This window comes from Pseudomonas sp. Pse35 (assembly GCF_024519715.1).
GTDB lineage: Bacteria > Pseudomonadota > Gammaproteobacteria > Pseudomonadales > Pseudomonadaceae > Aquipseudomonas > Aquipseudomonas paracarnis.
On record NZ_JALJRP010000003.1, the window covers coordinates 282105 to 295886 of the forward strand.

Genomic DNA, 13782 nt, shown 5'->3' on the forward strand with positions numbered 1-13782 from the left:
ATGTGGGAGCCGGGCTTGCCCGCGATGCAGACACCACGGTGTATCAGTGATACCCAGGTGATGCTATCGCAGGCAAGCCAGCTCCCACATAAGTCCCCTCCCACATTTTGGTTTTGAGGGTGTCAGCTATGGCGGTAGAAGCGATCCAGTAGCGCCGGCAAACCTGCCCGCCATGCCCGTGGTTTGATGCCAAAGGTGTGGAGGATTTTCTTGCAGGCCAACACCGCATGCTGCGGTTCATCCGCCGCATCCGGCCGCGCTGCGTGAGCCTGGGCGGTGGGGGACTCGATGGCCAGCGGATGGAAGTTGCGCGCTTCAGTCAGAATCGCCTGCCCCAGCGCCAACGGGGTAGTCGCCTCGTGGCCGGCGTAGTGGTAGGTGCCCCACAGCGGCGCAGCGCAATCGAGTTGCTTGAGCACCGAGATGATCACCCGCGCCGCATCGTCCACCGGCGTCGGGTTGCCCCGGCGGTCGTCGGCCATCAGTAGCTCGTCGGCGTTCTCGGCCCGGGCCAGGAAGCGCCCGAGCGTGCCGTCGACGCTGTCATCGAGCAACCAGCCAAACCGCAGCAGCACATGCTGCGGGCACGTAGCGCGCACGCTTTGTTCGATACGCCACAACGCCTGGCCGCGCAGGCCCAGGGGCACCGGCTCGTCTTTCTCGCTGTAGGCCGTGGCGCGGGAGCCATCGAATACGCGGTAGCTGGACGGTTGCAGCAGGGTGATGCTGTGATGCTGGCACAGCTCGGCCAGGCGTTCGATGGCAAACTCCTGGGCGGCCAAGCGGGTTTCGCTCACGGCTTCGGCCTGGAACCAGTCGAAATAGTAGGCGAGGTTGATCAAGGCATCGGGACGGGTGTCGTCGAGCAATTGGGTGAGGCTTGCGGCATCCCAGCCGTCTTGGGGCGGTTTGGGGGCGAGGAAACCGATGTCTTCCTCCGCACCGAGGCGAATCAGCGCCTGCCCGAGGGCATTCCCGCCGCCCAGTAACATAAGGCGCATTCGCATAGATTGAGCAGGCCCGGTCTGTTTGGAACGATGGTTATTATCGACAGGCATGTGCGCCTTGCCGTAGGTAGTTGCCAGAATCGTTGCATTTTGCGGGTTTGTAGCGCAACCGTCACGGATAAAGTGCGGGGTTGCAACTTGGCCCCGCCGGTTGCATATAGGGTGAATGAACCTTCCCGAATCAACGGACAAGGGTTTGCACGGCTTTCACCCCGCCGTCAGCACTTGGTTCCGTAGTACCTTTCCTTCGGTGACCAACGCCCAGGCCCAGGCGTGGCCGTTGATCCGCCAGCGCCGCTCGACGCTGATCGCCGCGCCCACCGGCTCCGGCAAGACGCTGACGGCCTTCCTGGCGGTGCTGGACGACCTGGTGCACCAAGGCCTGGCCAACGGCGGCGAACTGCCGGACCAAACCCTGGTGGTGTATGTGTCGCCGCTCAAGGCGCTATCCAACGATATCCAGATCAACCTGCAAAACCCGCTGGCCGGCATTACCGAACATCTAGAGAAGCGGGGGCTGCCGCCGCTGGTAATCCGCACCGCTGTGCGCACCGGCGACACCCCGCAAAAAGACCGCGCCCAGATGCGCAAACGCGCACCGCATATCCTGGTAACCACTCCTGAATCGCTCTACGTGCTGCTCGGCTCGGATTCCGGCCGGCACATGCTCGCCAGCACACGTACGGTGATCGTCGATGAGATCCACGCCATCGCCGCTGGCAAGCGCGGCAGCCACTTGGCCTTGAGCCTGGAGCGCCTGCAAGGGCTGTGTGCCGAGCCATTGACCCGTATCGGCTTGTCGGCCACGCAAAAACCCATCGAAGCCGTCGCACGCTTTTTAGTTGGCACCGAACGTGATTGCGCCATTGTGGATATCGGCCACGCCCGCCCCCGTGACCTGGCGATCGAAGTGCCGCTGGTGCCGCTCTCGGCGGTGATGGCCAACGACGTGTGGGAGTTGGTCTACGATCGCCTCGCGCAATTGGCCCGTGAACACCGCACCACCCTGGTATTCGTCAACACCCGACGCCTGGCCGAACGCCTGGCCCGGCACTTGAGCGAGCGCCTGGGCAAGACCGCCGTGGCCGCTCACCACGGCAGTCTGGCCAAGGAGATGCGCCTGGATGCCGAACAGCGCCTCAAGGCCGGCGAACTGCAAGTGTTGATCGCCACGGCGTCCCTGGAGCTGGGGATTGATATCGGCGAAGTGGACCTGGTGTGCCAGATCGGCTCACCCGGTTCCATCAACGGCTTCCTGCAACGGGTCGGCCGTTCCGGGCACCAGGTCGGTGGCACGCCCAAGGGGCGCCTGTTTGCCACCACCCGCGACGACCTGATCGAGTGCGCCGCGCTGCTCGACTGCGTGCGCCGTGGCGAGCTGGATACCTTGCATATTCCGGTGGCACCGCTCGATGTACTGGCCCAGCAGATCATCGCCGAGGTCAGCGCCCAGGAATGGCCGGAACAGGCGCTGCTGGCGCTTATCCACCGCGCCGCGCCTTACGCCGAACTGGATGAACGCCACTACCAGGCCCTTTTGCAGATGCTCAGCGAGGGCTACAACGGCCGCCAGGGCATGCGCAGCGCCTACCTGCACCGCGACGCTGTGGCCCACACCCTGCGTGGCCGCCGTGGCGCCAGGCTCACGGCGGTAACCAGCGGCGGCACGATCCCCGACAACGCCGACTACAGCGTGTTGCTGGAGCCGCAAAGCCTGAATATCGGCAGCGTCAACGAAGACTTTGCGGTGGAAAGCATCGCCGGGGATATCTTCCAGCTCGGCAATACCTCCTATCGCATCCTGCGTGTCGAAGCCGGCAAGGTGCGGGTCGAAGACGCCCAGGGCCAACCCCCGACCATTCCGTTCTGGTTGGGTGAAGCGCCCGGGCGCAGCAACGAGTTATCGGTGGCCGTGGCCCGCTTGCAAGGGCAATTGGACAGCTTGCTCGGCGCCACGCCCGGCGACCTGCAACCGGCCCTCGACTGGCTTACCGGCACCCTGGGTCTCAATGTCGCCAGCGCCGACCAACTGTTGGATTACCTCGCCCGGTCGCGCCAGGCCCTGAGCGCCTTGCCGTCCCAGGACACATTGATCATGGAACGGTTTTTCGATGCGTCCGGCGGCACCCAACTGATCATCCACACGCCGTTTGGCAGCCGCATCAACCGCGCCTGGGGCCTGGCCTTGCGCAAGCGCTTTTGCCGTACCTTCAATTTCGAGTTGCAAGCGGCGGCCAGTGAAAATGCCATCGTGCTGTCGTTGTCCACCAGTCACAGCTTCGCGCTGGATGAGGTGTGGCGTTACCTCAACAGCAACAGTGCCGAGCACATCCTGATCCAGGCCGTGCTGGATGCGCCACTGTTCGGTGTGCGCTGGCGCTGGAATGCCGGCGTGGCCCTGGCGCTGCCGCGTTATACCGGCGGGCGCAAGGTGGCGCCGCAGATCCAGCGCATGAAGAGCGAAGACCTGATCGCCAGCGTATTTCCCGACCAGATCGCCTGCCTGGAAAACCTCTCCGGCGAACGCGAAATCCCCAACCACCCGCTGGTGGAGCAAACCCTCGACGACTGCCTGCACGAGGCTATGGACAGCGACGCCTGGCTGGCGCTGCTGCGGCGCATGGAACGCGGCGACGTGCGGTTGATCAGCCGCGACCTGCCCGCGCCCTCGCCCATGGCCGCAGAAATCCTCAGCGCTAAACCCTATACCTTCCTCGACGACGCCCCCCTGGAAGAGCGCCGCACCCAGGCCGTGCTCAACCGCCGCTGGAGCGACCCGCAGAGCACCGACGACTTGGGCGCCCTGGATGCCGACGCCATCGCCGGTGTACGCGAAGAAGCCTGGCCGGCGCCCAATGGCCTGGATGAAATGCATGAAGCGTTGATGAGCCTGGCGTGCATCGCAGCGGGCGAAGTTACGCCGCAATGGGCCCAATGGTTGCAGGCCTTGCGCAAGGCCGGGCGGGCCTATCAGTTGCCCAATGGAATGTGGGGCGCCGTAGAGCGCTTGAATTGTTTGCAGGCGCTGTATCCCAACGATCTGCCGTTGCTGCCGGGGTTCGATGAGCCCTGGTCCTTTGATGAAGCGCTGGTGGAAGTGCTACGTGCGCGCCTCAGTGGTTTTGGCCCACTGACCCTGGTCGAGATCGCAGCGCCCCTGGCATTACCGGTGGTGGCGCTTACCCAGGCCCTGGCACGCCTGGAACAAGAAGGCTACGTGCTGCGCGGTCACTTCAGCCCCGGCGTGGGTGAAGAACAATGGTGCGAACGTCATTTGCTGGCGCGCATTCATCGCTACACGGTCAAGCGCCTGCGCCGGGAAATCGAGCCGGTGGCATTGCAGGATTTCATGCGCTTTCTGTTCGATTGGCAACACCTGTCCCACAGCACCCGCGGCCAGGGCAGCGCCGTGTTGCCGCAAATCGTCGGCCAGTTCGAAGGCTATGCCGCTGCCACGTCAGCCTGGGACACAGACCTGCTCAGCGCCCGCATCAAGGATTACTCATCGACCTGGCTCGATGACCTGTGCCGCAGCGGCAAGCTGGTCTGGACGCGCCTGAGCAACAAGGCCGGCGCCACGGCGTTTCGCAGCACCCCGGTGGTTTTGCTCCCCCGTAGCCAGGTAGCGTTGTGGAGCGGGCTGACCGAGCCTACCGACAGCACCACCTTGTCGCCCAAGACGCAGAAGGTCCACCTGGCCCTGCGCGAACATGGCGCGCTGTTTTTCGATGAACTGGTACACGAGGCCCATTTGCTGCGCAGCGAGCTGGAGACAGCCTTGCAGGAATTGGTAGGCGCCGGCTTGGTGAATGCTGACAGCTTCGCCGGCCTGCGCGCCTTGACCACCCCCGCGAGCAAACGCCAGGCGCGCAGCAGTCGACGTGGGCGCGGGGCGTTTGTCGGCGGTATGGACGACGCCGGGCGTTGGGCCTTGGTTCGCCGCTCGGCGACCGCCGCCGGCGCGCATACGGCCGAGACCCTGGAGCATGTGGCGATGACCCTGCTGCGCCGCTATGGCGTGGTGTTCTGGCGGCTGCTGGAGCGCGAGGCGGATTGGTTACCGAGTTGGCGCGAGTTGCTGCGCACCTTCCATCGGTTGGAGGCGCGAGGCGAGATCCGTGGCGGGCGGTTTGTCAGTGGGTTGGCGGGAGAGCAGTTTGCATTGCCGGAGGCGATACCGTTGCTGCGCGAGGTGCGGCGGCGGCCCCATGATGGGAGTTTAATTGCGGTGTGTGGGGCGGATCCGTTGAATCTTGTCGGCACGCTGTTACCGGGAGCCAAGGTGCCAGCGGTAAGCGGTAATCGGGTTGTGTACCGTGATGGGGTGCCGGCGGCGGTGATGGTAGGGGGCAAGCAGCAGGTTTTGTTGGAGATGGATCAGCAAGCGGTGCAGGAGAAGTTGATCAGGCGCTGACCTTGAGGGCCTCATCGGGAGCAAGCCCCCTCCCACACTTGAAACGTGTTCACAAATCTCAATGTGGGAGGGGCTTGCTCCCGATGGGGCCAGAACAGCCACCTTCATCATTGAGACCTGGGCTGCTCCGTCAACACCGCATCCTGCTCATGCTCCTGCGCCACACGCTTAGGCAACAACACCTGCTGTGGATAAGTTTGCGCAAAATGCACCTCATCACAGTTATCCACAAGCTTTTTCAAACGCTGATTAAACGCACGGCTGACTGCGTATTGGCCACCCGAAACCGTGCGGAACTGCGCCGTGAGCACCACGCCATTGAGGTCCATCTTGTCCACCCCGAACACTTCCAACGGCCCTTGCAGGTTGTACTTGAGGAACACATCGTCGCGAATCGACTGGCCGGCCTCGCGGATTAGCTCCACGGCCCTGTCCACGTCAGTGTCGTAGGTGAACTGCACCGAGAAGAAGGCATAGGCAAATTGACGGGACTGGTTGGTGACCGCCTTGATCTGCCCGAACGGCACCGAATGCACAAACCCCTTGCCGTCACGCAGGCGCAGGGTGCGGATGGTCAGGCCCTCCACGGTGCCAGCGTGACCAGAGTCGAGCACCACCCAATCGCCGATGGACAGGGTGTCTTCGATAATGATGAACAGGCCAGTAATCACGTCCTGCACCAGTTGCTGGGAACCGAAACCGATCGCCAGTCCCACCACCCCGGCGCCCGCCAGCAACGGCGCGACATTGATGCCCAGATTGGCCATGGTGGTGATCGCGCAGATCACCACCAGGATGATCTTCACCGCATTGCGCAGCAGCGGCAGGATGGTTTTCACCCGGGTACTGGGCTGGCGACTGGAGCGCTTATTCACCGGTGGTTTGAGGGCTTCCTGGATCGCGGTGTCGAGCACCACCCAGAACAGCCAGGTCACCAACAGGATCAGGCCGATACTGCTGAGGGAATCACTGATGGCCCGGCCCACCGAGTTGCGCTGGGCGAATTCGAACAGCGAAACGCCCCAGATACGCCCGAGTATCTCGATAAACGCGATGGCCATGACGATACGCAAAATTGCGTGCAGCAAACTCAGGAAGCGTTCCTTGTAGGCACTGCTGCGTTGGATCGATACCTGGCTGCGGGACTTGAACAGGTGTTGCAGCACGGTGCTGAGAAACACCGTGCCGATCAGTAACAAGGTGGTGAGCAACGCGCAGCGCAGGGCCTCTTGGTTGTCGTCACCGGCACCAATCAGGTTGACCGCCGACACCAGCACCATCAACAGAATCGGCCAGTACCAGAGCCCGGAAAACACCCGCAGCGACTGTTGCAATGCTGGATGTTTGAGACGCTGGGCCAACGGCCGATTGCGGATCAAATGGGCCACCGGCCGCCGCAGGCGTACCACCAGCACGCCAAAGATGACCGCGGCAAACAGGCCGGTAAACACGGCGATGCTGCTGGTGATATTGCCGCCCAACTGACGAGCGATTTGCGGGCTGGTCAGCGCATCGCTGAGGGCCGCGAGAAAGCCGATCAGGAACAGCGGCTTGGGGCAATAGTCACGAATGATCTGCACGGCAGGTCGCTTGTGGCCGACGTTGAACATGACAATGACGCACAGCAACAGCGAGGTGGAAAAGATGCCACTGCTGGTGGCGTAGGCGAAACACAGTGCCAGGGCTCGGCCGACAGACGCAGGTAAAAAGTGACTGACATAAAGGGTCAGCGGCAGGCAGATCAGCGCTGGAATCGTGTAGGGCACCACATAGCTCAGCAAGCCTTGCAGCCGTTGACGCCGCGCAAGGAACGGGCCGCGGCTCGATCGTTGCACAACCAGGCGCCCAAGCATCGTCAACAGGGCAAAGGCACCGGCCCACACGCCGGACAACAGCAGGAAATCGCCGGCCACGCTCCAGGGCGAGCGTGCGGCTGTCTGGTCTACCAGGCGCCCTACTTCGTCTGCGGCGCGATCAGCACGCAGGCGCCAGGCGTCGATGAGGTTCTGGTCGAGGTCGAGCTTGTTCTGCACGTCGTCGATGCTGGAGCTGATGGCCCCGAGCAACCCGCCTTCTACCAGCAGTTCCGGCTTGGCGGGTGTGTCGGCAGCAGGCGCAGAGGCCGCCGCCAGCAATGCGCCATTGCCGCAGAGCAGCAGCGCGCCGAGCAGTAATGCAGTCTTTAAATTCAGCAAAACAGCAAGCTCCTTCAGCAGGGTCTGTAAGGAACTGACGAGCTGGGGCCTTTATCGTTCCCTGCATTTGCAATGCCCCTCCCGCATTTCACCCCTATTACCGCCTGTAGGAATGTGGAAACTTTCAGCCAAATAGCGCAGTCATCCCATAACGGAGGTCACCTCACCCACCATCCACGGGAGTAAACATGGCGGCGATTCACATCGGCATTTCCGGCTGGCGCTACACGCCCTGGCGCGGGGACTTTTACCCCGAAGGGCTGACCCAGAAACGCGAGTTGCAGTTTGCGTCACGCGCCGTCAACAGCATCGAAATCAACGGCTCGTTCTACGCGCTGCAGACCCCCAAGCGCTACGCCGAGTGGTATGCCGATACGCCCGAAGGTTTCCTGTTCAGTGTCAAGGCGCCCCGTTTCATCACGCATATCCTGCGCCTGCGGGACGTGCACAAGCCGATGGCGAATTTCTTCGCTTCCGGCGTGCTGGAACTCAAAGAAAAACTTGGCCCCATCCTCTGGCAGTTTCCGCCCAGCTTCAAATTCGACGCCACGCTGTTCGAAACCTTTTTGGCTGAATTACCTACCGATACCCAGCAGGCAGCCGCCCTCGCCCGCCAGCATGAGCCACGCCTGAACGGCAAGGCGAGCATGAAGGCCTATGCCAAGAAGCCTTTGCGCCATGCCGTGGAGATTCGCAACAAAAGTTTTGCCGTGCCGGAGTTCATCCAATTGCTGGATAAGCACGGTGTGGCGCTGGTGGTCGCGGACACTGCCGGCAAGTGGCCGTACATGGAAGACGTGACCGCTAACTTCATGTACCTGCGCTTGCACGGCGACAAGCAGTTATACGCCAGCGGTTATAGCGCCGAAGCGCTCCAGCGCTGGGGTGACCGAATCGAACGCTGGGCCCAAGGCAAGCAGCCTGCCGATGCACACCTAATCGACCCTCACCACACACCCCGCAGGCGTAAACAGCGCGATGTGTTCTGCTTTTTCGACAACGACATCAAAGTTCGCGCCCCCTTCGATGCACGCCAATTGCTGCAACGTTTCGGGCTGGACCAACACCTGCTCACCGAACCTGGCCGGCTGCCGGAACCAGGAGTATTGCCATGACGCATCCAGAGCTAATCCCCACCCCGCCGACCACCGCCATCACCCGTTTCACGGTGCTGACGGTTAATATCCACAAGGGTTTCACCGCACTGAATCGCCGTTTCATCTTGCCCGAGCTGCGTGAAGCGGTGCGCAGCGTGGGCGCAGACATGGTGTTCTTGCAGGAGATCCATGGCACTCACGAACGCCATCCCCAGCGCTACAGCGACTGGCCAAAAATGCCGCAGTATGAATTCCTCGCCGACAGCATCTGGCCGCAGTTTGCCTATGGGCGCAATGCGGTGTACCCCCATGGCGATCATGGCAATGCACTGCTGTCGAAATTCCAGATCATCCGCTACGACAACCTCGATATTTCGCAAAGCGGCCATGAAAACCGCGGCCTGCTGCATTGCGTGTTGCGCCTGCCGGGCAGCGGCCAGCAGGTGCACGCGATCTGCATCCACCTGGGCTTGCGCGAGGTGCATCGCCAACAACAATTGCGCTTGCTGGAACAACGTATCAGCGAGATTCCCGCCGATGCGCCGTTGGTGGTCGCTGGCGATTTCAACGACTGGCGGCAAAAAGCCGACCTGAGCCAAAGCGGCCTGCAGGAAGTGTTCATGCACACCCTCGGCAAACCGGCGCGCACCTTCCCGGCACGCCTGCCGTTGCTGCCGCTGGACCGCATTTATGTGCGCAACCTGACGGTGCACAACCCTCGCGTGCTCACCACTCGTCCCTGGTCCCATTTATCAGACCATGTGCCGCTGTCGGTGGAGGTTGAGCTATGAACGTTGCGGTAGACCATATCGCCACAGACCAACCGCCAGATGACAGCAAGGCGCGAGATCTGGATTACGGCTGGCAGAGCGGCAACCAGGTGGTGTTGCTGGAGAACGGCGAGGCGTACTTTCCTACCGTGTTCGAGGCATTGCGCAGCGCCGAGCGCGAGATCCTGCTGGAGACCTTCATCCTTTTTGAAGACAAGGTCGGCTTTGAGCTGCACAGCATCCTCATCGAGGCGGCCAAGCGTGGGGTAAAGGTGGTGGTCAGCCTCGACGGTTTTGGTTGCGGCGAGCTGAGCCCGGGCTTCCTGCGGGAGTTGGCCGAAGCCGGGGTGATGGTGCAAATGTTCGACCCGGCGCCCAAGACCTTCGGCATACGCACTAACTGGTTTCGCCGCCTGCACCGCAAGATTGTGGTGGTGGATGCCCGCGTGGCGTTTATCGGCGGGATCAATTTTTCTGCTGACCACTTGGCGGATTTCGGCCCCGAAGCCAAGCAGGATTACGCCGTGCAGGTGATCGGCCCGGCCGTGGCCGACCTGCACCATTTCGCTCTTGCCCAAAGTGGCCGCCAGGTGCGCAGCCGTCGCGGTTGGCGGCGGCGCCAACAGCGGCCTTCACCCTGGACGAACGAGCCAGGCGACGGCCTGGTACGCCTGATTTACCGCGACAATATCCAGCATCGTGACGACATCGAAGACGCGTATATCCACGCCTTGAGCCAGGCCCGGCAGCGGGTGGTGATCGCCAACGCGTATTTCTTCCCCGGCTATCGCCTGCTTCGCGAGATCCGCAACGCGGCGCGCCGTGGCGTGCACGTGCAGTTGATCATGCAAGGCCAGCCGGACGTGCTGTTGGCGAAACTCGCTGCGCGCATGCTCTATGACTACTTGCTCAAGGATGGCGTGGTGATTCACGAATACTGCCAACGCCCGCTGCACGGCAAGGTGGCGCTGGTGGATGACGAATGGAGCACCGTCGGTTCGAGCAACCTGGACCCACTGAGCCTGGCATTGAACCTGGAAGCCAATGTGCTGATTCGCGACCGGGCTTTCAATCAGCAGCTCTACGAACGCCTGGAGGCCCTCGCCCGAAATCATTGCCAGACCATGCCGGAAAAGCGCAAGCCGCGCCTGTGGCTCTGGCGCCTGACCGTGGGTTTCCTAGTGTTCCATGTAATGCGCCATTTCCCGGTCCTGGCCAGTTGGTTGCCGGCCCACAAACCGCGTTTGAAGCCTTTTGAGACCACACCCCATGACGTCTGAAGCCCGCCCCCAAGCGCAAGCCTCTGGGTTCAAGCGCTGGAAGAAACCGCTGACGATTGCGTTCTTCGTGCTGCTGATCGTGTTGTTTACCCTGCTCGCCCGGCGCATCGACTGGAGCGAAGTGTTCCAGACCCTGAGCGAGTTCAAGCTACGCACATTGTTCATCGCCGGCGCGCTGACGCTGTGCAGTTTTATCGTCTATGCCTGCTTCGATTTGATCGGCCGCACCTACATTCGCCAGCCGTTGCGTTGGAAGCAGATATTACCGGTGGGCATCATCAGCTACGCGTTCAACCTCAACCTCAGCGCCTGGGTCGGCGGCATCGCCATGCGTTATCGGCTGTATTCACGCCTGGGCGTGAGCACCAGCAATATCGCCAAGATCCTCGGCCTGAGCCTGGCCACCAATTGGTTCGGCTATATGGTGTTGGCCGGGGTGGTGTTCAGCAGCGGGTTGGTGACCCTGCCGCCAGGCTGGAAGCTCAGCAGCGGCGCCTTGCAAGGCGTCGGGGTGTTATTGGTGATCGCGAGCCTGGGCTACCTGGCGGCGTGCCGGTTTTCGAAAAAGCGTGCGTGGTCGATTCGCGGTATCGAGATCAACTTGCCGTCGTTGCGCATGGCCTGTTTGCAGTTGGCCCTGGGTGCGTTGAACTGGTCATTGATGGCCGCGGTGATCTTTACCTTGCTGCCGGCCAAACTGGATTACCCACTGGTGCTGGGCGTGCTGTTGATCAGCGCGATTGCCGGAGTGGTCACCCACATCCCCGCCGGGTTGGGGGTGTTGGAGGCGGTGTTCATTGCGCTGTTGCAACATGAGGCATCGCGGGGGAGTTTGCTGGCGGGGCTGATCGCGTATCGGGCGATTTACTTTATCTGCCCGTTGTTGATTGCACTGGTGATGTATTTGGGGGTGGAGGCCAAGGCCAAGGCGTTGCGGGTTAAGAAAACAGCCTGATGAGACGGTGGTGATTGTTGAATCGCTATCGCGGGCAAGCCCGGCTCCCACAGGGGAATGCATTCCAAGGTGGTGCCAGGCTTGCCCGCGATAGCGATCACAAGGGCAACGACTATCGGGCCTGAATGATGCTCAACCGCTCCCCCACCACCATCTCGGTAATCCAGTCCACCAGGATCGAGGTGTACGCCTGCTGCGACACCGGGTCGCTCAGGGAATGGTCGGCGCCGTCGATGATGCGGTGGGTCAGCGAATGGGTCTGCTGGCACGCTGCGCGGTAACTCATGATGGTGGCGTGGGGCACATGGTCGTCGGTTTCCGACTCGACAATCAGCACATCGCCGGTAAATTGCGCGCAGGCATGCAGGGCGCGGTTGGTTTCGGCGTGCACGAGGGTGCCGCGGTAATCCATCAGGTCGGCTTTATCCAAGTCGCGCTTGGGCTTGAGCCATTCCTGGTCGCGGTACAGCGCCGGCACTCGCAGCGCCAGCCAACGTACCGGGCGCAATGAGGTGAGGATCGCCGCGAGGTACCCGCCATAACTGGTGCCCACCACTGCCACCGCCGAGGTGTCGATAGCCGGGTGGGACAGCAGGCGATCGTAAGCGGCCAACAGGTCGCGCAGATTGTCTTCGCGGGTGACGCGGGACAAGGGGATGCCGGTGCCAGCATGGCCACGCAGGTCGAAGGTCAGGCATACACATCCAAGGCCTGCGATGCCTTTGGCCCGCTCCAGGTCCCGCTCCTGGCTGCCGCCCCAGCCGTGCACGAACAACACGCCGGGCACTTTGGACTTGGGACTGAGGAATGTCCCGCTCATCTGTTCGTCGTCTATATCGATGGTGATGCTCTCGCTTCTAGCCGTCATAAGTCTTGACCGTCACATACTTGAGTAGAAAGTCGCTGTTTTCGGCCGGGCCTCGGTATACCTCGATGGCATCCGCCGGCAGCGCCTGGTCTACATAGGTTTCTACCGAGGACACACGGATGGCTTTAAGGCCCGGATGGTTGATAAAACTCTGCAACGCCGCGACTTCCGCGCTGCTGGCCCCGCCCATGCGCCAGGATTGTTCGAGCACACCACTGCGGCGCTGGCCTGTGCTGTCCAGGCCTTGGGCGATGTCGTAGTTGCGGCGCGAGGCGAAGAAGCCTGGGTAGGCCTCATTCGCAGCACGGTCGAAAACCAGCGCCTGTTCGATGGCCTCACGCACGTCTTCAGGCAGATCCAGTTTGAGCAGGGCAGCGTAATCACCGGGGACGACCAGCAGATCGGAACCGCCGTAGACCTCTTCCCCCTGCCCGTCTTGCGTCAGGTGCTGCTCGCCGCAGTAGCTGAAGAGGTGAGCGCCGATAAAGCTCTGGCCTACACTGTGGGTGACCACCGCGCGCAGGTCTTGTTCCAGCACCACACCTTCATTGAACATTCGGGCCGCTTCCGGGCGCGCCACTATCGCGTCGAACTCATCCAGGCTGTGGATAACTTCCTGCCCCCGCCCTGCACAGGCATTTACGGGTTTCAGACGAATCGGGCCGCTGTAGAGCAAGCGGGTCGCGGCAGGCCGTGCATCCTCAAGGGCGAACACGCTCACACCGTCCAACACCACGTCACGCACACGCTCGCAGAATGACGGCGACCAGCCTTCGGGCGCCTTGGCCTCGGGACTCAGCAGCCCGTGACTGATGGCTTTGGTGCAGATGAACGCGTGATCGACATAGCCGCCCCACAGATCTTGTGGCCCCTTGATATTGAGCTGGTGCGCTTGGGCTGGCCCGACCAGGGTTTGCGTGGGCAGCAGATACAATTCCCGACCCGCATGCAGGGCCGGGTCGTAACTGCCACCGAACTTGAGCCCCAGGATCTGCGCGAGCCAGCGTGCGAGGGCGCGGTTGGTCTCAATTTCATGCAGGGGCGCACCCTCTCGCATGGAGTGGGCGACCACCAACTTCTTGCGACTTATGGGGGTCATGCGGTCCCCTTTTCTATCAACCTTTGTGTAGCAGTGAGGTTGCATGGATCAGGCCAACGCTGGGATTGAGGGAAGAGCTGTTAAATCAATAATTTGC

The 13782-nt window shown here is 62.1% G+C and carries 9 protein-coding genes; 5 read left to right on the plus strand and 4 right to left on the minus strand.

All coding sequences use genetic code 11. The features are described from left to right. Nucleotides 1-122: 122 nt before the first annotated feature. Nucleotides 123-1007 (minus strand): sugar nucleotide-binding protein, encoded by an 885-nt coding sequence (locus tag OC445_RS03640; protein ID WP_054896955.1) that lies wholly within the window; start codon nt 1005-1007, stop codon nt 123-125. A 166-nt stretch (nt 1008-1173) separates the two neighbouring features. On the opposite strand from OC445_RS03640, the gene OC445_RS03645 reads away from it, so the two are divergent. Next, nucleotides 1174-5421, plus strand: a complete 4248-nt coding sequence (locus tag OC445_RS03645) for a DEAD/DEAH box helicase (RefSeq protein WP_198791684.1) — start codon at nt 1174-1176, stop codon at nt 5419-5421. Nucleotides 5422-5528: 107 nt separating this feature from the next. Here the strand turns inward: OC445_RS03645 and OC445_RS03650 are convergent, their stop codons facing one another. Continuing rightward, nucleotides 5529-7616 (minus strand): mechanosensitive ion channel family protein, encoded by a 2088-nt coding sequence (locus tag OC445_RS03650; RefSeq protein ID WP_198791683.1) that lies wholly within the window; start codon nt 7614-7616, stop codon nt 5529-5531. 188 nt (nt 7617-7804) lie between these two features. Here OC445_RS03650 and OC445_RS03655 point away from each other — a divergent pair, with 188 nt between their 5' ends. The 4 genes from OC445_RS03655 to OC445_RS03670 are packed head-to-tail and all read left to right on the plus strand — an operon-like array spanning nt 7805 to nt 11718. Further along, a complete protein-coding gene (locus OC445_RS03655; RefSeq protein WP_054918185.1) occupies nt 7805-8731 on the plus strand; it encodes a DUF72 domain-containing protein in 927 nt (308 codons plus the stop codon). After that, nucleotides 8728-9504: an endonuclease/exonuclease/phosphatase family protein gene (locus OC445_RS03660; RefSeq protein WP_032895083.1), complete on the plus strand. Its 777-nt coding sequence runs from the start codon at nt 8728-8730 to the stop codon at nt 9502-9504. The genes OC445_RS03655 and OC445_RS03660 overlap by 4 nt, the downstream gene beginning before the upstream one ends. Beyond that, nucleotides 9501-10763: a cardiolipin synthase ClsB gene (clsB, locus tag OC445_RS03665; protein ID WP_262019946.1), complete on the plus strand. Its 1263-nt coding sequence runs from the start codon at nt 9501-9503 to the stop codon at nt 10761-10763. The genes OC445_RS03660 and clsB overlap by 4 nt, the downstream gene beginning before the upstream one ends. After that, nucleotides 10753-11718 carry a lysylphosphatidylglycerol synthase domain-containing protein gene (locus tag OC445_RS03670; RefSeq protein WP_198791681.1) on the plus strand — a complete coding sequence of 322 codons (966 nt, stop codon included), beginning with the start codon at nt 10753-10755 and terminating at the stop codon, nt 11716-11718. The genes clsB and OC445_RS03670 overlap by 11 nt, the downstream gene beginning before the upstream one ends. 112 nt (nt 11719-11830) lie before the next feature. On the opposite strand, the gene OC445_RS03675 is transcribed toward OC445_RS03670, so the two are convergent. After that, on the minus strand, nt 11831-12586 hold the full coding sequence (locus OC445_RS03675) for an alpha/beta hydrolase family protein (protein ID WP_019818878.1): 756 nt from the start codon (nt 12584-12586) through the stop codon (nt 11831-11833). Then, nucleotides 12576-13685 (minus strand): DUF3182 family protein, encoded by a 1110-nt coding sequence (locus tag OC445_RS03680; protein ID WP_198791680.1) that lies wholly within the window; start codon nt 13683-13685, stop codon nt 12576-12578. The genes OC445_RS03675 and OC445_RS03680 overlap by 11 nt, the downstream gene beginning before the upstream one ends. Nucleotides 13686-13782 lie beyond the last annotated feature (97 nt).